Source organism: Erythrobacter sp. WG, from assembly GCF_026586795.1.
Classification (GTDB): domain Bacteria; phylum Pseudomonadota; class Alphaproteobacteria; order Sphingomonadales; family Sphingomonadaceae; genus Erythrobacter.
Window position 1 is genome coordinate 50,447 of record NZ_JAPFGY010000007.1, and the last position, 22,725, is coordinate 73,171.

At 69.3% G+C, this 22,725-nt stretch carries 18 protein-coding genes; 15 read left to right on the top strand and 3 right to left on the bottom strand.

Annotated features, from left to right (window positions below; all coding sequences use genetic code 11):
• Positions 1-9: 9 nt before the first annotated feature.
• Entirely contained in the window at positions 10-3,234 is a 3,225-nt protein-coding gene (locus OPU67_RS05405; RefSeq protein ID WP_267618185.1) for an intermembrane phospholipid transport protein YdbH family protein, read from the bottom strand.
• Between the two features lie 81 nt (positions 3,235-3,315).
• Between OPU67_RS05405 and radC the strand changes: the two genes are divergently transcribed.
• From radC to OPU67_RS05460, 11 genes are all read left to right on the top strand, one after another.
• A complete protein-coding gene (gene radC, locus OPU67_RS05410; RefSeq protein WP_420708956.1) occupies positions 3,316-4,050 on the top strand; it encodes a RadC family protein in 735 nt (244 codons plus the stop codon).
• A complete protein-coding gene (locus OPU67_RS05415; RefSeq protein WP_267618187.1) occupies positions 4,050-5,936 on the top strand; it encodes an acyltransferase family protein in 1,887 nt (628 codons plus the stop codon). Before radC ends, OPU67_RS05415 begins: the two co-directional genes overlap by 1 nt.
• Positions 5,937-5,986: 50 nt before the next feature.
• Complete coding sequence (purB, locus tag OPU67_RS05420; protein WP_267618189.1) at positions 5,987-7,297, top strand: adenylosuccinate lyase; 1,311 nt, start codon at positions 5,987-5,989, stop codon at positions 7,295-7,297.
• Positions 7,298-7,373: 76 nt separating this feature from the next.
• A complete protein-coding gene (locus OPU67_RS05425) occupies positions 7,374-7,808 on the top strand; it encodes a hypothetical protein (protein ID WP_267618190.1) in 435 nt (144 codons plus the stop codon).
• Entirely contained in the window at positions 7,808-8,494 is a 687-nt protein-coding gene (pyrF, locus tag OPU67_RS05430) for an orotidine-5'-phosphate decarboxylase (RefSeq protein WP_267618191.1), read from the top strand. Before OPU67_RS05425 ends, pyrF begins: the two co-directional genes overlap by 1 nt.
• Before the next feature lie 10 nt (positions 8,495-8,504).
• Complete coding sequence (locus tag OPU67_RS05435; protein ID WP_267618192.1) at positions 8,505-9,038, top strand: GNAT family N-acetyltransferase; 534 nt, start codon at positions 8,505-8,507, stop codon at positions 9,036-9,038.
• Between the two features lie 11 nt (positions 9,039-9,049).
• Entirely contained in the window at positions 9,050-9,691 is a 642-nt protein-coding gene (locus tag OPU67_RS05440; RefSeq protein WP_267618193.1) for a phosphoribosylanthranilate isomerase, read from the top strand.
• 95 nt (positions 9,692-9,786) lie between these two features.
• Positions 9,787-10,998 carry a tryptophan synthase subunit beta gene (gene trpB, locus OPU67_RS05445; protein WP_267618194.1) on the top strand — a complete coding sequence of 404 codons (1,212 nt, stop codon included), beginning with the start codon at positions 9,787-9,789 and terminating at the stop codon, positions 10,996-10,998.
• Between the two features lie 499 nt (positions 10,999-11,497).
• Positions 11,498-12,289, top strand: a complete 792-nt coding sequence (gene trpA / locus OPU67_RS05450; protein WP_420708958.1) for a tryptophan synthase subunit alpha — start codon at positions 11,498-11,500, stop codon at positions 12,287-12,289.
• Between the two features lie 132 nt (positions 12,290-12,421).
• A complete protein-coding gene (accD, locus tag OPU67_RS05455; protein WP_267618195.1) occupies positions 12,422-13,273 on the top strand; it encodes an acetyl-CoA carboxylase, carboxyltransferase subunit beta in 852 nt (283 codons plus the stop codon).
• A gap of 108 nt (positions 13,274-13,381) precedes the next feature.
• Positions 13,382-14,677, top strand: a complete 1,296-nt coding sequence (locus OPU67_RS05460; RefSeq protein WP_267618196.1) for a bifunctional folylpolyglutamate synthase/dihydrofolate synthase — start codon at positions 13,382-13,384, stop codon at positions 14,675-14,677.
• Here the strand turns inward: OPU67_RS05460 and OPU67_RS05465 are convergent.
• Entirely contained in the window at positions 14,674-16,437 is a 1,764-nt protein-coding gene (locus tag OPU67_RS05465; RefSeq protein WP_267618197.1) for an AmpG family muropeptide MFS transporter, read from the bottom strand. The two genes, OPU67_RS05460 and OPU67_RS05465, sit on opposite strands and share 4 nt — an antisense overlap.
• Before the next feature lie 73 nt (positions 16,438-16,510).
• On the opposite strand from OPU67_RS05465, the gene OPU67_RS05470 reads away from it, so the two are divergent.
• The 3 genes from OPU67_RS05470 (at position 16,511) to rsmD (ending at position 19,666) form a co-directional block, all read left to right on the top strand.
• The gene (locus OPU67_RS05470; RefSeq protein ID WP_267618198.1) at positions 16,511-17,671 is read left to right on the top strand and encodes an aromatic ring-hydroxylating oxygenase subunit alpha; all 1,161 of its coding nucleotides are present in this window, start codon (positions 16,511-16,513) and stop codon (positions 17,669-17,671) included.
• 409 nt (positions 17,672-18,080) lie between these two features.
• Positions 18,081-19,097 carry a pseudouridine synthase gene (locus tag OPU67_RS05475; RefSeq protein WP_420708959.1) on the top strand — a complete coding sequence of 339 codons (1,017 nt, stop codon included), beginning with the start codon at positions 18,081-18,083 and terminating at the stop codon, positions 19,095-19,097.
• The gene (rsmD, locus tag OPU67_RS05480; protein WP_267618200.1) at positions 19,097-19,666 is read left to right on the top strand and encodes a 16S rRNA (guanine(966)-N(2))-methyltransferase RsmD; all 570 of its coding nucleotides are present in this window, start codon (positions 19,097-19,099) and stop codon (positions 19,664-19,666) included. Before OPU67_RS05475 ends, rsmD begins: the two co-directional genes overlap by 1 nt.
• On the opposite strand, the gene OPU67_RS05485 is transcribed toward rsmD, so the two are convergent.
• Positions 19,663-20,148 carry a hypothetical protein gene (locus OPU67_RS05485; protein WP_267618201.1) on the bottom strand — a complete coding sequence of 162 codons (486 nt, stop codon included), beginning with the start codon at positions 20,146-20,148 and terminating at the stop codon, positions 19,663-19,665. The genes rsmD and OPU67_RS05485 overlap by 4 nt on opposite strands.
• A 270-nt stretch (positions 20,149-20,418) precedes the next feature.
• On the opposite strand from OPU67_RS05485, the gene OPU67_RS05490 reads away from it, so the two are divergent.
• Positions 20,419-22,722 (top strand): ATP-dependent helicase, encoded by a 2,304-nt coding sequence (locus OPU67_RS05490; RefSeq protein WP_267618202.1) that lies wholly within the window; start codon positions 20,419-20,421, stop codon positions 22,720-22,722.
• Positions 22,723-22,725 lie beyond the last annotated feature (3 nt).

Below are 22,725 nucleotides of genomic sequence, written 5' to 3' on the forward strand. Positions count from 1 at the left end.
TCGGGATCATCATGGCTGAGGTTCGCTTTCTGGAGGTTGAACGGGCGTGACGCGCTTTTGCACCGGCGTCACGGTGACGGGCGGCCCCTCGCGGCGGGGCCCGCGGATGATCCGGCCGCCCTCGATACTGAGCAGCCCCCGGTCGAAGGGGTTGCCCCAGGCGGTGGGATCCGAATAGCCACGCGCGATGATCGCCAGCTGGGTGAAGGTCTGCGAGCGGACAATGATGCGGAACTGGATCGGCAGCTTCGCCAGCCGCCGGGTGATGAAATTGCGGCTCGCGCCGGCCCCCTGGCGCACCCCGTCGAAATTGAAGCTGGTGATGATCTCGCCCGCCAGTGCGCCATCGAGCGCGACGCTCATCTGCCGGTAGTCGAGCGAGCGCAGCGCCGAAAAGGCGTAATTGCCCATCGCGCCGAGGTTCTCGTAGCTGAGCTCGCCGAGATAGGAGACATTGCCCCCGCCTTCGCGCGAGAGCAAGACCCCGCCCTCGATCCGTCCGTTGCCTGCCGCATCGAAGACGATCGGCACGCTGCCGTCGAAGATGCCGGTGGCGCTGATGTTGCCGAGCTCCATCTGCGCGACGAACTTGGCCGCATCGAGCCCTGTGATCTCGAAGACGTAGCGCCGTTCCTCCGCCGCGCCGAGCTCCATTGTGAGCGGGCGCATCACCAGCGTGCCGCCCATAAAGGGGAAGCGCGCGTCCTCGAGCGTCAGGCGGGTCGCATCGGCGAGCTCGAACTGCACGCGCCCGCCCAGCGCCTCGATGCCGGGGTTGATCGCGGCGATGGTCAGCATCTGATCGGGCGCGGTGGTGAGGCTGAGGAGATCGGTGAAGGTGACCGCGCCGGCGAGGCCCCGGACCGGGCCGAAGGCGGCAGCGAAATCGAGGCCCTGCGTGGTGAAGGTGCCCCCGCTCGTCACCACGCCGTCACGCCAGTCGACCCGCCCGGTGCCGATGATCGTCCCCTTGGCAAGCGCGATCACGCCCTTGGCAAGCGGGGTGAGATCGTCGGGCTGCAACCCCTTGTCGAAGACGAGCGCAGGGACGGTCAGCCGCGCGTTGCCCGCCGCGGTCCCGAGATCGTGCTCGACCTCGACGGCAAGGACCTGCCGCCCGCTCGCCGGGTGATCGATGCGCGCGTCGGCGGCGATACGGTTGCCTTCAAGGGTCAGGCGCCCTGCCCGCCCCGCCATCGGGACGAAGCGCGCCGGGCCGCCATCGGCAGGACGGTCGGAGAGCGTGAAGGCGGCATCGGCGAGCGTGATCGCCCCGTCTGCATAGGCCCAGCGTCCGGCGATCGCATCGAGATCCAAGGGCACGGCGGCGAGCCTTGCCGTGCCGCCGGCGACCTCGCCGCCGGGTGTGCCCGAGAGGCTCCCGGTGAGGCTCGCGGCGGCAAGGCGGACTTCGCTGTCGCCGGTGCCGATCCGGGCGGCGAGATTGGCGATCGTGAAGGGCTGCGGATAGCGCAGCATGACGCTGCCGGCGGCAAGGGTCGCCGGGCTCTCGCCGAGCTTTCCGGCGAGGTTCAGCGCCCCGGTGCGAGCGGCAAGGCGCAGGCTGCCGCGCCAGGCGAGGATCGGGGCGCCGCCCTCGGGGCACAGGGTGATGCTCTGGCTGCCGAGCGCGAGGCCCGAGAGCTTGAGGCTGGCGAAGCGCAAAGGGGTGCAGCGCGTGCCCACGGCAAGACCGCTTGCCGGGGCGTAACGCCCCTCGATCGGCACGGTCAGGTCACTCACCGCCCCGCCCGGCAGCGGGCCGCTGGCCGTGACCAGCCCGGCGAAGGAGAGGCTTCCGTCCGTCGCGCTCTCGACCGCCAGGCGCGGCACGGCGAGGCGGCTGCTGCCTGCGGCGTAATCCGCCATCGCGAAGCGTGCCGTCCAGCCGCCGCCCTGCCTCTGTTCGATCCGCCCGTTGAGGCTGGGGAGCCCCTCCCCGCCGGCCAGCAGGTTGCCGCCAAGCCCGCTCACGCCCTTCGCGCCGATCCGCGCTCCGGCGCGCGAGAGGGCGAGGACGCGGGTGCCCGAGCGGGCGGCGAGGCTGGCCTCGGGGAGCGTCAGGGTCGCCTCCCCACCCTTGTGGCGCACCACCGCCTCGGTCCTCAGGGTGCCGCCGTCAAGCGCGCGGGCGAGGCCCATGCGGACCTTGCCGAGGAGCGGGGCGAGAAGCGTGCCCTCGAGCGAGCGCTGGGCCTCGGCAAGGCTTGCGGCAAGACCCGGTGCAGGCGTGAGGCCCGTGCCCTCGAGCTGCCCTTCCCACTGCCCGCTCGCCCCGTCCGCCGCGCCGCGCCAGCTGCCCTCGGCGGCAAGCCGGGCGAGGCGGCCCTGCGGGCTGGCGATCCCGGTCAGCGCGAGATCGTGGCCCACCGCGATGCGCCCCTGCGACCAGTCCACCCGCGCCGTCCCACCGAGCCCGGCGGCGGTGACGTCGGCCATCCCGGCGCCCCCGGCGTCCACCCTGAAATCGGCCCGCGCCGCCGCCAGATCGGGGGCGAGGCGCGCGCGGGTGCCGATATCCGCCCGCGCAAGCCGCGCGCCGCCGCAGGCAAGGCCCGCGAGCCGCAATGGGCCGTCGAGCGTGGGCGCGCCGCCCTTGGTGGTGAGCTCGCCATAGAGCGTCGCCCGCTCGGTGCGGCAACCGGCGGTGCCCAGCCCCGGCGCGCTCGCCGCGAGCGTTCCGGCAAAGCCGTCATCGAGCCGCCCGCTTCCCTCGAGGCTCACCCCGATCCGCCCGAAGTCGCTTGCGACGAGGGCGCGCGCGTCACTGAGGGTGACGGCGATGGCGGGGAGCGCCGCGGGCTCCTTGCTGCCGGTGAACACCAGCGGATCGAGCGCGCCGAGGCTGAACCGCCCGCCGCGCTGGGTGGCGAAGAGGCGCACGCCCTTGAGGCTGACGCGACGCACCGCCGGGCCGCTCCAGCCGAAGCCCATGTCGATCACCATGCGCCGGACGGTGAGATCGGGCCGCGCCGGGTCGCCCACGACGAGGTTGTCGACCACCTGCCGATCGGGCGAGAGGCTGACGATGCGATAGGTCGCGGGCACGCCGCGCGCGGCGAGGTAATCGTCGATCACGTCGCGGGCGATTCGCTCGCGGCTCAGCCACGCGCCGCCGCCCGCCACCAGCACCGCTGCGGCAAGGCCGAGCCCGATGCGGCGCGGCCAGCGCCGCCGCCGGGGCGCGTCCAGCCCGTCGCCGTCCGGCGCCTCCACTGTCTCAGCCTGTGCCACCGGCATCCTCCGACCCTTGCGCGCATCGCCGCGCAAAGGCAATGAGGGACAAGGAAAACGGCACTTTTCCGGAGGGGCACCTTGCCGGAAGCTGAAGAGGAATTCGATTTTTCGGATGGGGCGGTGCCCGATTTCGAGCCCGGGAAGGCCGCGGGCGACGGGCACCGCGCGCGCCTGCGGGCGCGGCTGCTGACCGGCGGGGCGGAGGCGCTCGCCGATTACGAGGTGCTCGAATACCTGCTCTTCGCCGCGATACCGCGCGGCAACACCAAGCCGATCGCCAAGGCGCTGCTCGCGCAATACGGGAGCCTTGCGGGCGTGCTCAACGCCGACCCGAAGGCCTTGCAGCGGGTCAAGGGCGTGGGCGAAAACTCGGCCGCGGCCTTGAAGGCCGTCGCCACCGCCGCCCGGCGCATGGCGAGAGCTGAGATCATGGGCAAACCCGTGCTCGGTTCCTGGCAGGCGCTGATCGACTACCTCACCACCGACATGGCGCACCTCAATTTCGAGCGCGTCCGGGTGCTCTACCTCGATACCAAGAACCGCCTGATCGAGGACCACCATGTGGGCGACGGCAGCATCGACGAGGCGGCGATCCACCCGCGCGAGGTGATCCGCCGGGCGATGGACGTTGGCGCCAGCGCCATGATCCTCGTCCACAATCACCCCTCCGGCTCGCCCGAACCCAGCCGCGCCGACATCCAGATCACCCAGCGCATCGCCGAGGCCGGGCGGCACATGGGCGTGACCGTCCACGACCACGTCATCATCGGCCGCGAGGGCCACACCAGTCTGAGGGCCCGGGGCCTGATCTGATGGACCAGCCCGCCGGACACCCGAGCGGCGCGAGCTACCGCGCCGAGATCGACGGCCTGCGCGCGCTCGCGGTCGGCGGGGTCGTCGCGCACCATACGGGCCTCGGCATCGTGCCGGGCGGCTTCACCGGGGTCGACGTGTTCTTCGTCATCTCGGGCTATCTCATCACCGGGATCATCGCCGCCGAGATGGCCGCCGGCCGCTTCAGCCAGTGGCGCTTCCTCGAACGGCGCATCCGCCGCATCGTGCCGGCGCTGGCGCTGATGCTGTGGGTGACGGCCGGCGCCGCCTGGGCGATCCTCACCCCGGAAGATTTCCGCCCCTTCGCCCAGAGCCTCACCGCCTCGGCGCTGTTCGCCTCCAACCTGCTGTTCGCGCGCGAGACGGGCTACTTCGATTCGGAAGAAGGAATGCAGGTGCTGCTCCACACCTGGACGCTGGGGGTGGAGGAGCAGTTCTACCTCGTCTTCCCGCTGGTGCTGATCGCCTGCCTCAGGTGGCGGCGACAGGCGATGCTGCCGGTGGTGGCGGGGCTCGGGCTCGCCAGCTTCGGCCTCGCGCTGTGGATGGCGCAAAGCTGGCCGCAGGGCGCCTTCTACCTGCTGCCGGCGCGGCTTTGGGAGTTCGCGATCGGCGCGGCCTGCGCCCTTCTGCCCCGCCGCCCCGCCCCGCGCGGCGCGCCCGGCCTTGCGGGCATCGCGCTGATCGCGGCGGGCTACGCCCTGATCCGGCCCGAGACCCCCGCGCCGGGCGCAATGTTCCTGCTGCCCACACTCGGCACCGCGCTGGTGATTCTCTTCGCCGCGCCCGCCAACGCCGCCGGGCGGTTGCTCGCATGGCGCCCCTTCGTGTGGCTCGGCCTCGTCAGCTTCGGCACCTACCTGTGGCACCAGCCGCTGCTGGTGCTCGGGCATTACGTCTGGTTCGGCCCGCTGCCCATTTTGGCGACGCTCGCGCTGGTGGCCGGATCGGTGGGCCTCGGGGCCCTGTCCTATCACCTTATCGAACAGCCAGTGCGGCGCAAGGCGCTGCTGGGATCGCGAAGGATGCTGCTGGCGGTCGGCGGCCTTGCGCTTGCCCTTCCGGCGGCGGCGGGCGTCGCGGGCCATCTGCGCGCATGGCTCCCGGTGTCGGCCGCCGAGATCGGGCCGCTCGGCGCCTTGCGCTGGGACGTCCCCGCGCCCGAATATGTCCCGCCGTCCGGCCCGGTCCCCTATGTGCTGTTCGGCGACAGCCATGCCGAACATTATCGCGAGGCGCTCGCCGAGCGCTTCGGCGAGGGCGCGCTGCTCAGCCAGCCGTCCTGCCTGGCCGCGCCGGGGGTCTCGAACGCCAGGGAAGAGATCGACGCCGCGCGCTGCCGGGCGATGCCGGAGCGCCTTGTCGGATTGGTGAAGCAGCGCGCAATCCGCACCGTGATTTGGAGCCAGCTGTGGGCGCGCCAGATCTACGCCACGGGCGCCCGCGAACCGCTCCCCGCAGCAGAAGGCGTCCATCGGCTGACCGCAGGTATGCAGCGCATCGCCGACAGCCTGCCAGAGGGCACGCGGATCATCCTCATCGGGAACGTGCCCGCCGCCTGGCCTGCCGGGCCGCAGGTCACCGGCGGCTGGCCGCGCTGCCGGGCCTACTGGAACGCCGACTGCCCCACTGCCTTCGGGGCCGACAAGGCGCAGGGCCTTGCGATCAACGCGGCGCTGCGCGCGCTCGCCGCCCGCGATCCGCGCTTCACCTATGTCGATCCTGCCGCGCCCCTGTGCCGCGCCGGGCGGTGCCTCGTCATCCAGGACGGCATCCTCAACTACTGGGACCCGCATCACCTGACGCTGGCGGGCGCGCGGCGGGTGGTGGCGACCATGCCTCCCCTTGCGCCGACCTTGCCTTGACGCCCCCCCTTGCCTAGGCGCTCGGCCAAACAGCCGAACCGGAGTCGAACATGGTCCCCCGCTACGCCCGCCCCGCCATGACCGCCCTGTGGGAGCCGGAAGCGAAGTATCGCATCTGGTTCGAGATCGAGGCGCACGCGACCCAGAAGCTCGCCGATCTCGGCGTGGTGCCGCAGAGCGCGGCCAAGGCGCTGTGGGACTGGTGGGCGACGAACCCCGCCATCGACGTCGAAGCGATCGACGCCATCGAGGCGGTGACCAAGCACGACGTGATCGCCTTCCTCGACTGGGTCGCGCGAGCGGTGGGCGAGGAAGCGCGCTTCATGCACCAGGGGATGACCAGCTCTGACGTGCTCGACACGACGCTGTCGGTGCAGCTTGCCCGGGCGAGCGACATCCTGCTCGCCGACCTCGACGCGCTGCTCGCCGCGATCCGCACCCGCGCCGAGGAGCACAAGTTCACCCCCACCATCGGCCGCAGCCACGGCATCCATGCCGAGCCCGTGACCTTCGGCCTGAAGCTCGCGCAGGCCTATGCCGAGTTCGCCCGCTGCCGCACCCGGCTGGTCGCAGCCCGCGCCGAGATCGCGACCTGCGCCATCTCGGGCGCGGTGGGCACCTTCGCCAATGTCGATCCGGCGGTGGAAGAATATGTGGCGGAGCAGCTCGGCCTCGCCATCGAGCCGGTCTCCACCCAGGTCATCCCGCGCGACCGCCACGCGATGTTCTTCGCAACGCTGGGCGTGATCGCGAGTTCGATCGAGCGGCTCGCCACCGAGATCCGCCACTTGCAGCGCACCGAGGTGCTCGAGGCCGAGGAGTATTTCTCCCCCGGCCAGAAGGGCTCCTCCGCCATGCCGCACAAGCGCAATCCGGTGCTCACCGAGAACTTGACCGGCCTTGCACGCGTGGTGCGCTCTGCCGTCACACCGGCGCTCGAGAACGTGGCGCTGTGGCACGAGCGGGACATCTCGCACTCCTCGGTGGAGCGCTACATCGGGCCGGACGCGACGATCACCCTCGACTTCGCCCTCGCGCGGCTGACGGGCGTGGTCGAGAAGCTCGTCGTCTATCCGGAACGCATGGCCAAGAACATGAACCGCATGGGCGGCCTCATCCACTCGCAGCGCGTGCTGCTCGCGCTGACGCAGGCGGGCCTGACCCGCGACGAAAGCTACCGCCTCGTCCAGAGGAACGCGATGAAGGTGTGGGAAGCGGACGGCGCGCTGTCGCTGCTCGACCTGCTCAAGACCGACGTGGACGTGACTGCGCGGCTTTCGGCCGAACAGCTCGAGAGCCTGTTCGACTTGGGCTACCATTTCAAGCACGTCGACACGATCTTCGCCCGCGTCTTCGCGTGAGGCGCGCGGTGCTGGACTCAATCGGGAAATCGCCTAGGCTCGCCCCCGGTCGCAGCCACCGGGAGAGAACGCCCAAGTGACAATCCTTCGCACGATCCTGTGGGTTCTGGTCGCGCTCGGCTTCGTGATCTTCGCCGCCTACAACTGGCAGCCGGTCGAGCTGCGCCTGTGGCAGAACCTGGTGCTCGAGACCAAGGTGCCGATGCTGGCGCTGCTGGCCTTTGCCGCCGGGTTCCTGCCGATGTGGCTGTTCCACCGCTCCGTGATGTGGGGGACGAACCGGCGGATCCGCACGCTCGAGACCTCGCTTCGGAACACCGCGACCGCGCATCGGGCCGACAGCGCGGGCACCGGCGCGGTGCCGGTGCTGGCGGCGGACAGCCCTGTGGACAAGTCCGGCAAAGCCGCGGGAGAACCGCGCGAGCCCTTCGATGCGGGCGACCATGACGGCCCGGACTCAGGCGGCGGTGACGGCGGCGGCGGCGATGGCGGCGGCGGAGGTGGCGACTGATGAGCAATCCGGTCTATCTCGCCCTCGACATCCCCCAGCTCGAACCGGCCAAGGCGCTGGTGGAGAAGGTCCGCGCGCATATCGGCGGGGTCAAGCTCGGGCTCGAGTTCTTCTGCGCCCACGGCGCGCACGGGGTTCACGAGATCGCCCACCTCGGCCTGCCGATCTTCCTCGACCTCAAGTTCCACGACATCCCCAACACCGTCGCCGCCGCAATGCAGGCGATCCACGTCTACGAGCCCGCGATCGTCACGGTCCACGCCGGCGGCGGGCGGGCGATGATGGAGGACGCCAAGGCGGCGGCGGCCAACGGCACGAAGGTCGTCGCCGTGACCATGCTCACCAGCCTCGATGCCGCCGACCTCACCGCAACCGGCGTCTACGGCAGCGCCGAGACGCAGGTGATGCGCCTCGCCGAACTTGCCCATGCCGCGGGGCTCGACGGGATCGTCTGCTCGGGGCAGGAGGTCGGCATGGTGAGGAAAGCGTGGCGCGACGGCTTCTTCGTCGTCCCCGGCCTCAGGCCGAGCGGAGCGCGGAACGGCGGCGGCACCGGCGACCAGAAGCGCGTCGTCACCCCCCGCCAGGCGCGCGACAATGGCGCGAGCGTGCTCGTCATCGGCCGCCCGATCAGCCGCGCCGAGGACCCGGTCGCCGCGGCCCGCGCGATTGAGGCGACGCTCTAGGCATACACGCGTGGCCGACACCATTGCCATCACCCCCGCCACCGCCGCGGATGCGCCCGCGCTCAAGGCACTGCTCGAGAGCGCCTATCGCGGGGATTCGGCGCGCCAGGGTTGGAACCACGAGGCCGACATCCTCGACGACGAGCGGATCGGACTTGACGAGCTGGAGACGCTGCTCGCTGACCCGGCGGTGACGATCCTCGCCGCGCGGGACGCAGGCGCGCTGATCGGCTGCGTCGCGGTGACGCGCAAGGATGCCCGGCTCGGCTATCTCGGGATGCTGTGCGTTGCGCCCACGCTCCAGTCGGGCGGGCTTGGCCGCACGCTGCTCGACGCTGCCGAGGATCATGGCCGTGCGATCGGCCTTGCCCGGATGGAGATGACGGTGATCGACAGCCGGGAGAGCCTCATCGCCTGGTATGTCCGGCGCGGCTACGCCCTAACCGGCGAGACCCGCCCGTTCCACGAACTGCGCCCGGCCGATGCCGATGCGGGTCCGCAGATCACCTTCGTGGTGCTGGAAAAGCGGCTGAACGAGGCCTAGCTGGCCGGAGCATGACTTACGCCCTCGTCAAGATCTGCGGCATTTCCTCGCCGGCGACGCTCGCCGCCTGCATCGCCGCGCGCGCCGAGTGGGTGGGCTTCAACTTCTTTCCCCCCTCGCCCCGCTTCCTGACGAGCGCCGCCGCCGCCGGTTTGGCGGGGCGAGCACAAGGCGCGATCCGCAAGGCGGGGGTGTTCGTCGATGCGGAGGACGCCTTCCTTGCCGAGGCGGTGCACGCCGGGCGGCTCGACGCGATCCAGCTCCACGGCCACGAGAGCCCGGAGCGGGTCGCGCAAGTGCGCCAGCGCTTCGGCCTGCCGGTGTGGAAGGTGCTCTCGGTCTCGGGTCCGGACGACATCGCGCACGCCGCCGCCTATGCAGGCGCCGCCGATTTCCTCCTGTTCGACGCCAAGACGCCCAAGGGCCAACTCCCCGGCGGCATGGGCCTCGCCTTCGACTGGAGCCTGCTTTCCGCCTATCGCGGGCCGCTCGCCTGGGGCCTTGCCGGTGGGCTCACGCCTGCCAATGTCGCCGAGGCGATCCGCCTGACGGGCGCGGGCCTTGTCGACACCTCCTCCGGTGTCGAGAGCGCCCCCGGCCTCAAGGACGTGGACAAGATCGCCGCCTTCTGCAAAGCGGCACGCCACGCATAACCCCTCCCGTTCGCCTCAAGCGAAGTCGAGAGGCCACCCCTGCGGCGCAGAAAAGTGTCTCGACTGCGCTCGACACGAACGGCATTGATGGTCCCATGAACTCTCCCAATTCCTTCCGCAACCAGCCTGACGATCGCGGCCATTTCGGCCAGTTCGGAGGGCGCTATGTCGCCGAGACGCTGATGCCGCTGGTGCTCGATCTCGAGCGCGAATACAGGAAGGCGCAGGCTGACCCGGCGTTCCAGGCCGAGTTCGACGACCTGCTGGAGCACTATGTCGGCCGTCCGAGCCCGCTCTACTTCGCGCCCCGGCTGACGCAAGAGCTGGGCGGCGCACAAGTGTGGTTCAAGCGCGACGAACTCAATCACACCGGCGCGCACAAGATCAACAATTGCATCGGGCAGATCCTGCTGGCGATCCGCATGGGCAAAACCCGCATCATCGCCGAAACCGGCGCGGGCCAGCACGGCGTGGCAACGGCGACGGTCTGCGCGCGCTTCGGCCTGCCTTGCGTGATCTACATGGGCGCCGAGGACGTGAAGCGCCAGTCGCCCAACGTGTTCCGCATGAAGCTGCTGGGGGCCGAGGTGGTCCCCGTGACCAGCGGCGGCGCGACCCTGAAGGACGCGATGAACGAGGGCCTGCGCGACTGGGTCGCGAACGTCCACGACACCTTCTACATCATCGGCACCGCGGCGGGCCCCCACCCCTACCCCGAGATGGTCCGCAACTTCCAGAGCGTGATCGGCAAGGAAGCCCGCGCCCAGATGCTCGCCCGCACCGGACGCATCCCCGATCTGCTGGTCGCGGCGATCGGCGGCGGATCGAATGCGCTGGGGCTGTTTCACCCCTTCCTCGATGATCCGAGCGTCAAGATGCTCGGCGTCGAAGCGGCGGGTCACGGGCTTGATGGCGACGAGCACGCGGCGAGCCTGCTCGGAGGATCGCCCGGCGTGCTCCACGGCAACCGCACCTACCTGCTCCAGGACGCGGACGGCCAGATCACCGAGGGCCACTCGATCAGCGCCGGCCTCGACTACCCCGGCATCGGGCCGGAGCATGCATGGCTGAAGGAAAGCGGCCGCGTCGATTACACTGCCGTCACCGACGAGGAGGCGCTCGACGCCTTCCAGCTGCTCTGCGCGACCGAGGGGATCATTCCCGCGCTGGAGCCCTCGCACGCCATCGCCGCGGTGAAGAAGGTCGCGCCGACGATGCCGAAGGACTCGATCATCCTCGCCAACCTGTGCGGGCGCGGCGACAAGGACATCTTCACCGTGGCGGAGCGTCTGGGGGTGGAGCTTTGACAGCTCATGGGGTCGATCTGTCGCAGATGTCGCCACTGGCGCTTTTGGGTCTTCACAGCGCGATCGGTGAGGAGCTCCGTAGGCGCGAACTCATCCGCAGTTCTAACAACCCGGTTGGAGATTTAGCTGAGACTCTGTTTTGCAAAGCCTTCGAGTGGAGGCAGGCTCCTGCTTCTATGCCTGCGGCAGATGCTGTGGGTGCTGATCGGATTCGATACCAAATCAAAGCTAGACGGGTCACTGCCAACAACGGATCAAGGCAGCTAAGCGCAATCCGGAATTTGAGTCAGGACGGTTTTGACATCTTGGCTGGCGTGCTGTTCCGAGAAGACTACTCCATTTATAGAGCCGCGTTAGTTCCGATTTCAGTAGTCCGGCAGAATTCTCGCTTTCAAGGCCATACAAATTCAGCATTATTCCATCTGCGGGACTCGGTTTGGGATATTGATGGCGTCGTCGATGTAACTATGCCTTTGAGATCGTTCGCGCTGCAATGGAAATGAGCAATCAATTGACCCGCCTCACCACCACCTTCGCCCAGCCCCGCCCCGCCCTCGTGTGCTTCATCACCGCGGGCGATGGTGACACCGCGGCCAATCTCGATGCGCTGGTGGAAGCCGGGGCGGATGTGATCGAATTGGGCATGCCCTTCACCGATCCCATGGCCGATGGCCCCGCGATCCAGAGCGCCAATCTGCGTTCGCTCGGCGCAGGCACCACGACCGCGGACGTGCTGCGCTACGCCACCGACTTTCGCGCACGGCACCCGCAAGTGCCGCTCGTGCTGATGGGCTATGCCAACCCGATGGTGCGCCGCGGGCCAGAGTGGTTCGCCGAGGCCGCCGCAGCAGCAGGCGTCGATGGCGTCATCTGCGTCGACATTCCGCCCGAGGAGGATGACGCGCTCGGCCCGGCCCTGCGCGCCAAGGGCATCGCCCCGATCCGCCTTGCCACCCCCACCACCGATGCGGCGCGCCTGCCGCAGGTGCTCGAGGGGTCGGAAGGGTTCCTCTACTACGTCTCGGTCGCCGGGATCACCGGCAAGCAGCAAGCGCAGATCGCCAGCATCGAAGCCAATGTGGCGCGCATCAAGCAATCCACCAACATTCCGGTCGCGGTCGGCTTCGGCGTGAGGACGCCCGAACAAGCCGCCGAAATCGCCAAGGTGGCTGACGGTGTGGTCGTCGGATCGGCGTTGGTCGAAATCTGCGGCGAGCATCGCGCCGATGCGCCCAAGCACCTCAAGACCCTCACGGCCGCCCTCGCCGCAGCGGTGCACACCGCCCGCTAGAATTTCGTCATCGCGAGGAGCGCAGCGACGCGGCAATCCATCGAGGAACGTCGCGGCCTGCTCGACCGTTTGTCCATGGATTGCTTCGCCTCCGGCTCGCAATGACGAAAGAATTCGATTAGGACACCGCCCATGAACTGGTTCACCCGCGTCCGCAATTCGCTGGGCTTCGCGCCCGAGAAGAAGTCCACCGAGAAGGACTTGTGGATCAAGTGCCCCTCCTGCCAGGAGATGCTCTTCGTCGCGGATTACGAGGCGAACCTTTCGGTCTGCCCCAAGTGCGAGCATCACGGGCGGATCGGCGCCGACGCGCGGCTGGCGCTGCTGCTCGATCCGGGCTTTGAGGTGCTTCCCCTCCCCAAGGTCACCGAAGACCCGCTCCAGTTCAAGGACACCAAGAAATACACCGACCGCCTCAAGGCCGCGCGCGCCGCGAACCCGCATGAGGACGCCTTCGTGACCGGTTCGGGCTTCATCGACGCCAAGCCCGCTGTCGTCGGCGTGCAGGACTTCAGCTTCATGGGCGGATCGATGGGCATGGCCGTGGGCCAGGCCTTCTGCGAGGGCGCGCAGAAGGCGCTGGATCGCAAATGCGCCTATGTCGTGGTGACCGCGGCCGGCGGCGCGCGGATGCAGGAGGGGATCCTTTCCCTCATGCAGATGCCGCGTGCGACCGTCATGACCCGGCGCCTGCGCAACGCGGGCCTGCCCTATATCGTCGTCCTCACCGACCCCACCACCGGCGGGGTCACCGCGAGCTACGCGATGCTCGGCGACATCCACATCGCCGAGCCGGGCGCGCTCATCGGCTTCGCCGGGCAGCGCGTCATCCAGGACACCATCCGCGAGCAGCTGCCCGAGGGCTTCCAGCGCGCCGAATACCTGCACAAGCACGGCATGGTCGACATGGTCGTCCACCGCCGCGAGCTGAAGGCGACGCTGGCCAGCGTGCTGGATTATCTGTCGCCCGTGAAGGCGGCGTAAGTCCCCCCTCCCGCTTGCGGGAGGGGCAGGGGGTGGGCAAGTGCGAGCCATGTCCGCACGTGATTCGTTCCCACCCCAAACCCCTCCCGCAGGCGGGAGGGGCTTCCTGTGAGAGACTTCGGCAAATCCGACGACCCGCGCGTTCAGGCCCAGCTTGATCGGCTTGGGCGCCTAAGCCTGCCGCAGGGGCGTTTGGGCCTCGGTACGATCCGCGCGCTGATGGAGCGCCTCGGCAATCCGCACCGCCAGCTGCCGCCCACCTTCCACGTCGCGGGCACCAACGGCAAGGGATCGACCTGTGCATTCCTTCGCGCGATGCTGGAGGCCGAGGGCTACAAGGTCCATGTCACCACCAGCCCGCACCTCGTGCGCTACAACGAGCGCATCCGGATTGCCGGACAACTGGTTTCGGACGCGGAACTTGCCGCGACCCTGGAAGAGGTGCTCGACGCAGGCGAGGACCTCGGCCCGAGCTTCTTCGAGGTCACCATCGCCGCTGCCTTCCTTGCCTTCGCGCGCACGTACGCCGACGTCTGCGTCGTCGAGGTCGGCATGGGCGGGCGCTTCGATGCGACCAACGTGCTCGGGCCCGAGGTGCTCGCGGCCTGCGGGATCGCGGCGTTGGGCCTCGATCACGAACGCTTCCTCCTAGCGCCCGAGCAGGGCGTGCCGCAAGAGCCGATGGCACGGATCGCCTTCGAGAAGGCAGGGATCGCCAAGCCCGGCGTGCCGCTGGTCAGCATGGCGCGCCCGGCGCTCGAAGCGGCGAGCATCGCCGCCGTCACGGGGGACAAGGGCGCCATCCTCCTCCCCGCTCCCGCCGCTTGGCGCGTTGTGGGCGCCGCAGACGGACTGACCTACGGCGACGCTGCTGGCGAGCTGCACCTGCCCCTCCCCGCCCTTGCCGGCGCGCACCAGATCGCAAATGCCGGCCTTGCGGTTGCGATGCTGCGGCATCAAGCCGCCTTGCCCGTGAGCGCGGAGGCTATCGCGTCGGGGCTCCGCAGCGCCCGATGGCCAGCACGGATGCAGCGCCTCTCGCCGGGCCCGCTCACCGGCACGCGCGCGGTGTGGCTCGACGGCGGGCACAATCCGCAGGCCGGCGCGATGATCGGGGAGCACTTTGCGGGTCAGCGCCTGCACCTCGTGATCGGCATGATCGCCGGCAAGGACCCCGCCTCGCTGATCGGCCCGCTCGGGCCTGCCCTCGCCAGCATCACCGCCGTGCCGGTGCCGGGGCACGAGTGGCACCCGCCGAGCGCCTTCGGTCCCGCTGCACGCGCCGCGCCCGATGTGCCGAGCGCAATGGCGATGCTCCCTGACGACGGCCTGCCGGTGCTGATCGCCGGCTCGCTTTACCTCGCGGGCGAGGTGCTGCGGCTCAACGACGAGATGCCCGACTAGGCCGCTTCCAGCGCCGTGTCCGGGGCAACCACCCCCGCCCCGCCGGTGCGCGCCTGCCGCACCCATTCGGCGATGCACAGCACCACCGCGATCCCGCCGATCAGCGTGGTGAAGATGAACACATCGTAGTACCCCCGCACCTCGATCATCTGCCCCAATGCCCCGCGCCCCAGCGTCCCGATCAATAGCGTGAGCGAGGAGAGCAGCGCAAACTGCACCGCTGCAAAGCGCCTGGCGACGATGCTCGAGAGCCAGGCGATGTAGGCCGCGCCCGCGATGCCGATCGCGAGGTTCTCCCAGAAGATCGTGAAGGCGAGCCGCGCCAGTCCCGCCGAAGGCGGCGCGGCGACGAAGAACAGCGGCGCCAGGCCGTTCGCTATGGTGTTGACCGCCCAGGTGAAGCCGATCGCATCGCTCGCCGCCTGCATCGCCGCGCCGCCCGCCGCGAGGTTCGCATAGAGGAGGTTGGTCGCCGCAGCGACGAAGGCACCGACGGTGAGCATGAACATCCGCCCGAAGACGGTGATCAGCCAGCCGCCCAGAGCAAGCCCGATCAGCACCGCGAAGATGCCGAGGATCTTGGACGCGAAGGCGACGTCCTCGCCGGTGTAGCCGAGCTCCTTCAGATAGAAGGGATAGGCGAACACGCCCCATACCGAATCCGTGATCCGGTAGGTCAGCACCAGCGCAAGGATGAGCATCAGCGACCAGCCCATGCGGCTGACGAATTCCACCAGCGGCAGCACCAGCGCGCGGTAGAGATGGTCGGCGGCGGTAACCTCGCGCGTGGCCGGTTCGCCCTCGCCCGCCGCGATGACGTTCACCCCGGCGCGTTGCTGCCCCACCACCCAGGCGGCGATGAAGGCCGGAAGGACGATCGTGGCGAGCACGATCAGCGGCCCCGCAGTGGTGGTGAACAGTGCGACGTCGGGCCGGGTTTCCGGGCTTTCGGTCATCGAGCGGACCATGAACACGACCACCGTGACGATCGCCGCGGCCCATAGCACCCCGACCGCGAGCAGCGCCCGGCCTCGCACCCCCGGTGTCACTTCGCCCACGGCGTAGAGCTCGGCCACCTCCTCGCGGTTCGCGGCGGCGTTGGCGACGCGGTCCTCGGTGACGTGCGCATCGGGCGCGAACAGTCCGGCGATGCCGATGGCCAGCATGAAGCCGCCGAACATGACGTAGACGAAGGGCCAGCCGTAGCGATCCGCCATGATGAGGCCGATCGCCCCGCCGACCAGCGAGGCGAGGCGGAAGCCCATCTGGGTGATGGTCGAGAGGATATCGATCGTCGCCACCTCGTCGGCGACGTCGATGCGCCAGGCGTTGATGGCGATGTCCTGCGTGGCGGACGCGAAGGCGCCGATCGCGGCGAGCAGGCTGAACCAGCCGAGCGCGCTCTTGGGATCGAGGCCGCTCATCACCACGAGCGCGATGCCGATGACGAGCTGCATCGGCGCGATCCACTGCTTACGCTTGCCGAGCTTGCGCAAGCCCGGGATGTCGACCTTGTCGAGCAGCGGCGACCACAGGAACTGGAAGGCATAGGCCAGCCCAACCAGCGAGAACACGCCCATCGTCTCGAGATCGACCTCGGCCTCGGACAGCCAGGCGTAGAGCGTGCCGAGGAACAGCGCCGGGGGCAACCCTTGCGCGAAGCCGAACAGCACCATGTAGCCGCTCTTGGGGCTGCGCAGCGAACGCAGCAGCGTGCCCAGGCCCGGCTTTCTCACCGTCGCTGCCGAAGTGTCGGCCATGCTGCTCTCGTCCTTCCCGTTGGCGCCGAATTCTGCAACACTAGCCGCGCGCGAGAGGATTGGGGAAGAGAGCATGAACAGCGCCGATACGACTGTCCCCGGTTTGCAGCCGACGGCCGGCCAGCTGGCGCTCGCCGAGGCTATCCGCGGCGGCGAGGCGAAGCAGGCGGCAGGCATCCAGACCGTGCCCGCCGTGAACTACACCTGCCCCGATCACTTCGCACGCGAGAAGGCGGCGCTGTTCGACCGGCTGCCGCAGGTGCTCTGCCCCTCGGCGCTGCTGCCCGAGCCCGGCATGGCGGTGCCGCACGATGCGACCGGGCGGCCGCTGCTCGTCACTCGCGACGCGCAAGGGGTTGCCCACGTCTTCCTCAACGTCTGCCGCCACCGCGGCACGCGGCTGGTCGAAGGCAGCGAGGCGGTGTGCGCCAAGCGGCTCGTGTGCCCCTACCATGCCTGGACCTACCGGCTCGACGGCGGGCTCATGGCGCTCCCCCGCCCCGAGACCTTCCCGGGGCTGGACAAGGCGGACTACGGCCTCGTCGAATTGCCGAATTGCGAGGCAGGAGGCCTCATCTGGTTCGCGCCGCAGGAGGGCGCCGACTTCGCCCACGCCCGCGCACTCGGCGCGGATTTCGCCGCCTTCGGGCTCGGCGAGGCGCACCTGTTCCGGCGCAAGCTGCACACCGTTAAGGGCAACTGGAAGCTCATCATGGACGCCTTCCTCGAGAGCTACCACGTCACCCGGCTCCACGCGGCGACCATCGGCCCCTTCTTCAAGGACGGGATCACTGCGGGCGACCAGATCGGCCCGCACCAGCGCTCGGCGGTCGGGCGGCTCGAGGAAATGGCGGGGGTGGACCTCACCGACATGGCGCAGCTGCGCCGCGTCGTCACCTTCGCCTACCAGCTGCTGCCCTCGACGGTGATCGTGCCGAGCCCCGATTACGTCAACGTCATGGTGCTGATGCCGCAGGCGGCAGACCTCACGCTGGTCGAGGACTTCATGCTGATCCCGGAGGCACCTGCCAGCGAGAAGGCGCTGGCCCACTGGGAGAAAAGCTGGAACCTGCTCGATGGCGGGGTCTTCGCCAGCGAGGACTTTCGCGCCGCCGAGCTCGGCCAACAGGGGTTGGCATCCGGCGCAGTCGAGCACATCACGCTGGGCACCCTCGAAGGTGGCATCGCGCGCTTCGATGCCATCGTGAGCGAGGCTCTGCGCGCGGCAAACTGAGGAGCCATGCGGACGGCGGCAACCGTAAGGCTTGCGCTGCGAACGGCGTGCCCGCGCTGGCCAGGGCCGCACATTGGGCTCGCACCCGGGCGGTCGCAAACCTGACCAGACCTGCGCCCCAAGCGGCTGCCGCCGGGGCCCGAAGCTGAAGCCCCCTCGCTTCAGCCCCTTCGCTTCAGCTTCGCCCGCTGCGCCGCTCGGCAGCACGTCCGCTCCCGGTTCAGCATTGCCGCATCCTCGTAGTGCAGCGCCATCCGCACTCGCGCAGATCCCAGGGCAAGCAAGGCCAAGCCATGCGCGGCGGGGCAGGCCGCGCCGGCCTTTCCCGCCTCGGCGGTGAGTTCCGTTCGTGCGAGGTCCGCCGGGCCTTCCCATTGCCATGCACGGTGCCGCGACCTAAGGCCCGGCCATGCCCATCCAGCCTCCACGTTCCGAGACCCGCGCCGATGGCGAACGCCCGAAAGGCGAAAGAATAGCCAAGCTGCTCGCCCGCGCCGGTATCGCCAGCCGCCGCGAGATCGAGCGGATTATCGCCGAGGGGCGCGTGGCGGTGGGCGGCAAGGTGCTGGACACGCCCGCCACCATCCTCACAAGTCTCCAGGGCGTGACGGTGGACGGCAAGACCGTCGCCGCCGCAGAGGCGACGCGGCTGTTCGCCTTCCACAAGCCGACCGGCCTCATCACCGCCGAGCGCGATCCCGCAGGGCGCCCGACAATCTACACGGCGCTGCGCAACGCCCTGCCCAAAGGCACGCCGCGGCTCATGCCGATCGGGCGGCTTGATCTCAATACCGAGGGCCTGCTGCTGCTCACCAATGACGGCGGCCTCAAGCGGGCGATGGAGCTTCCCGCCACCAAAGTGCCGCGCACCTATCGCGCGCGCGCCTTCGGGGCCGTGAGCCAGGAGCAGCTCGAGGATCTGGTCGAGGGCGTCGAGATCGACGGGGTGCGCTATGGCTCGATCGACGCCAATCTCGAGCGATCGTCGGGGCGCAACCTGTGGATCGAGATGACGATCACCGAAGGCAAAAACCGCGAGGTGCGCCGGGTGCTCGAACACCTTGGTCTTCAGGTCAATCGGCTGATCCGGGTGGGCTACGGCCCCTTCAACATCGGGGACCTGCCACGCGGGCAGGCGGTTGAACTGACGGGGAAGCCCACCGCGCACTTCATTGCCGAGATGACGGGCCAGCCGATCCCGCGTGGCGGGGTGAAGAAGGCGGAAAAGGTGGCGATGGCGACGGTGCCGAAGCCGGCGCGCCGTCCGGCGCCGCCCGCCGCCGCTCCGGCCGCTTCAGCCAAAAGCGACCGCCGCGCGCCCAAGCCCGGCGGACGCGGCCCGCGAGGCGCACCTGAAGGTCCGGCATCGGGCAAGCCCACGCGCAGGCGCCCCTCCTCGCCGCGCCCGCCGCGGGGCGCGCGCTGATGCGGATCGTCGCGGGCGAGTGGCGCGGGCGCAGGCTCATCGCGCCCAAGGGTGAGGCGACCCGTCCGACGGCCGATCGTGCACGCGAAACCCTGTTCGCGATGCTCACCAGCCGTCTTGGCGATTTCGAGGGATTGCAGGTGGCCGACCTCTTCGCAGGATCGGGCGCGCTCGGGCTCGAAGCCCTATCGCGCGGGGCGGCATCCTGCCTGTTCGTCGAGCAGGACCGCGCCGCGCTCGACGCGATCCGCGCCAATATCGCAAGCCTCGGCGCGCAGGCGCGGACGCGGGTGGAGGCGGGATCGGTGATGGCGCTGCGTGCGGCCCCGCGTCCGCTCGACCTGATCCTGGCCGATCCGCCCTACGAAACAGGAGCCGGCGAGGTTGCCCTCGACCGGCTCCTACGCCTCGGCTGGATCGGCCCCGAGACGTGGATTGCGCTCGAGACATCAGCCAAGGAGAACGCCGTGGTGGCCGGCCTCAGGCTCGAGGCCGAGCGCCGGGTCGGCAAGGGCAAGCTCCATCTGCTGCGGCTTGCCGATGCCGTCCCGGCCCTGCCCGGGGATTAGCCCTGGGCCTTGGTGATCTGGGCCTCGATCTGGGTCCAGGCCAGTTCCTTCTGCTCTTCCGGCAGGTTGCTCAGGCGCACCTTGTCGGTGTCCGACAGGGCCCAGAACATCCGCTGACGCTCTTCGCTGAGCGACTGGTAGTAGACCTGGGTCTCCTGCGGCCACGTCTGGATGGCAGCTTGCTGCTGGGCAGGGGTCATCGTCGGGGTCGCAGCGGCGTCGGCGGCGGCATCCGGCGTGGTGGTGGCTGCATCAGCCGGCACGCTGTCCGGATTGGTCGGCGGCGTGGTCGTCTCCGGCATCGGGGCGACGCCATCGGTCACCGTCGGGTCCGGTTCGGTCTGGGGGACGTTCGGGTTGGCGGTTTCGGTCTGTTCGTCAGTATCCGGCACCGGCTGTTCCTGCGCCCCGGCCATCGCCGGGGTCATCGCCAGAGTCATGGCCGCGCCGGCGAGAGCGATATTCTTGAAAGACTTGAGCATGGGTATCTCCATCATTACTTAACCCAGCATCACGAACGCATTTGATTCCGGCGGTACTGTTCCCTGTTTGCCGGTTACTTGTGAGTATGGCGCCTGTTCGCGCCGAGGCAATGGTAGCGGGGCTTGGCCATCCCGCCATCGCAACCGCCGGGCGGCAAATGTGGCTGAAAAGCGGCGGGCCGTTTGCGGCACTTGCCGCGCAACAGGTGCATGAGGGCGCGGCACCGCTTGCTCCGGTCATCATTGTTCCCTACCTGTTCGCATGAGACCATGAGCAACACCTTGCCCACCCCGGCCGAGTCCCCCCCGGTTCCCGCCTATGCCGCGCGGCTGAACCCGCCGCAGCGTGCCGCCGTGCTTGCCACCGAAGGCCCGGTGCTGATGCTCGCGGGCGCGGGCACGGGGAAGACCGCCGCGCTCACCTCGCGGCTTGCACATCTGGTGGCGACGGGCCGCGCCTACCCATCGCAGATCCTGTGCGTGACCTTCACCAACAAGGCCGCGCGCGAGATGCGCGAGCGCGTGGCGCACCACCTTGGGCCAGCGGCCGAGGGGCTGCCGTGGCTCGGCACCTTCCATTCGATCTGCGCCAAAATGCTGCGCCGCCATGCCGAGCTTGTTGGCCTGCAGCACAATTACACGATCATCGACACCGACGATCAGCTGCGCCTGTTGAAGCAGCTCATCACCGAGGCCGATCTCGACGAGAAACGCTGGCCCGCCCGCCAGCTGGCGGGGCTCATCGACCGCTGGAAGAACCGTGGTCTCAACCCCGGCGATCTCGATGCGGTGGAAAACGAGGCCTATGCCAACGGCCGGGGTGCGGCACTCTACGGGCGCTATCAGGAGCGGCTGAAGCAACTGAACGCCTGCGATTTCGGCGACCTGATGCTGCACATGGTGAACATCCTCAGGCAGCACCACGACATCCTCGCCGATTACCAGCGCCGCTTCCGCTACATCATGGTCGACGAATATCAGGACACCAACGCGGTCCAGTACCTCTGGCTGCGGCTTCTGGCGCAGGGGCACAAGAACATCTGCGTGGTGGGGGACGACGACCAGTCGATCTACTCGTGGCGCGGGGCCGAGGTCGCCAACATCCTCAGGTTCGAGAAGGATTTTCCGGGCGCCGAGGTGATCCGGCTCGAGCAGAACTACCGCTCGACGCCGCACATTCTCGGCGCCGCCTCGGGCCTGATCCGCGCGAACTCGCAGCGCCACGACAAGACGCTTTGGACCGAAGTCAACGGCGGCGAGAAGGTCAAGGTCATCGGCGTGTGGGACGCGCCCGAAGAGGCACGCCGCGTCGGCGAGGCGATCGAGCGCCTGGAGCGCGAGGGCGCGAGCCTCGACCAGGTGGCGATCCTCGTGCGCGCCCAGTACCAGACGCGCGAGTTCGAGGACCGCTTCATCCAGATCGGCATCGCCTACCGGATCATCGGGGGTTTTCGCTTCTACGAACGCGCCGAGATCCGCGATGCGCTGGCCTATCTGCGCCTGATCGCCCAGCCGCAGGACGACCTCGCCTTCGAGCGCATCCACAACGTCCCCAAGCGCGGGCTCGGCGCCAAGGCGCTGGAAGCGATGCACTCCCACGCGCGGCGCACCGGCCTGCCGCTGGCAGCGGCCGCGCTGCAAGTGGCCGACAGCGACGAGCTGCCCAAGCGTGCCGCGATCACTATTGGCGGGTTGATGCGCCAGTTCTTGCATTGGCGCGAGCAGGCTGAGACGCTCTCACCTGCCGATCTCCTGCGATTGGTGTTGGAGGAATCCGGCTACAACGCCATGCTCGCCGCCGACCGTTCGCCGGAAAGCGCAGGCCGCGCGGAAAACCTCTCGGAACTCGCCCGCGCGATGGAGGAATACCTCACGCTCGGCGATTTCCTCGAGCATGTCAGCCTCGTTATGGACAACGACCGCGCGAGCGAGGGCGAGACGGTGACGATCATGACCATCCACGCCGCCAAGGGCCTCGAGTTCGACAACGTGTTCCTGCCCGGCTGGGAGGAAGGCGTCTTCCCCTCGCAGCGCGCGATCGACGAGGGGGGCCTTGCCAGCCTCGAGGAGGAGCGGCGCCTCGCCTATGTCGCGATCACCCGCGCGCGGCGGCATTGCACGATCATCCACGCCGCCAACCGCCGCATCTACGGCCAGTGGACCAGTTCCATCCCCTCGCGCTTCATCGAGGAGTTGCCGGCCGAGCACATCGAGAGCGAGACCACGCTGACCGGCGGCGCCTCGCTGTGGCGGGCCAACTGGAGCGAGCAGGAGGACCCCTTCGCCCATGTCGCCCAGAGCCGGCCCGACCGCGCCCAGCAGCGCGGCCCCGGCTGGCAGCGCGCCGTCGCCAGCGGTTACGACCCCAAGCCCGCCCGCGTGCGCGAGAACACCCGCTCCGCCGCCAGCTTTGCCGCCCCTGCCCGCAGCGACATCGCGATCGGCGCGATGGTCACCCATGCCAAGTTCGGCACGGGCTGCGTGATCGATCAGGAAGGCAACAAGCTCACCATCCTGTTCGAGGATGTGGGCGAGAAGCGGGTGCTGGACAGCTTCGTAACGGTGGTCGGCTGAGGC

What these genes read in the sequence shown, in the direction of transcription:
- OPU67_RS05415 (WP_267618187.1), top strand. Translation starts at nt 4,050, where the DNA reads ATGGACCAGCCCGCCGGACACCCGAGCGGCGCGAGCTACCGCGCCGAG.
- purB (WP_267618189.1), top strand. Translation starts at nt 5,987, where the DNA reads ATGGTCCCCCGCTACGCCCGCCCCGCCATGACCGCCCTGTGGGAGCCG.
- pyrF (WP_267618191.1), top strand. Translation starts at nt 7,808, where the DNA reads ATGAGCAATCCGGTCTATCTCGCCCTCGACATCCCCCAGCTCGAACCG.
- OPU67_RS05440 (WP_267618193.1), top strand. Translation starts at nt 9,050, where the DNA reads ATGACTTACGCCCTCGTCAAGATCTGCGGCATTTCCTCGCCGGCGACG.
- trpB (WP_267618194.1), top strand. Translation starts at nt 9,787, where the DNA reads ATGAACTCTCCCAATTCCTTCCGCAACCAGCCTGACGATCGCGGCCAT.
- trpA (WP_420708958.1), top strand. Translation starts at nt 11,498, where the DNA reads ATGAGCAATCAATTGACCCGCCTCACCACCACCTTCGCCCAGCCCCGC.
- accD (WP_267618195.1), top strand. Translation starts at nt 12,422, where the DNA reads ATGAACTGGTTCACCCGCGTCCGCAATTCGCTGGGCTTCGCGCCCGAG.
- OPU67_RS05465 (WP_267618197.1), bottom strand. Translation starts at nt 16,437, where the DNA reads ATGGCCGACACTTCGGCAGCGACGGTGAGAAAGCCGGGCCTGGGCACG.
- OPU67_RS05470 (WP_267618198.1), top strand. Translation starts at nt 16,511, where the DNA reads ATGAACAGCGCCGATACGACTGTCCCCGGTTTGCAGCCGACGGCCGGC.
- OPU67_RS05475 (WP_420708959.1), top strand. Translation starts at nt 18,081, where the DNA reads ATGCCCATCCAGCCTCCACGTTCCGAGACCCGCGCCGATGGCGAACGC.
- rsmD (WP_267618200.1), top strand. Translation starts at nt 19,097, where the DNA reads ATGCGGATCGTCGCGGGCGAGTGGCGCGGGCGCAGGCTCATCGCGCCC.
- OPU67_RS05485 (WP_267618201.1), bottom strand. Translation starts at nt 20,148, where the DNA reads ATGCTCAAGTCTTTCAAGAATATCGCTCTCGCCGGCGCGGCCATGACT.
- OPU67_RS05490 (WP_267618202.1), top strand. Translation starts at nt 20,419, where the DNA reads ATGAGCAACACCTTGCCCACCCCGGCCGAGTCCCCCCCGGTTCCCGCC.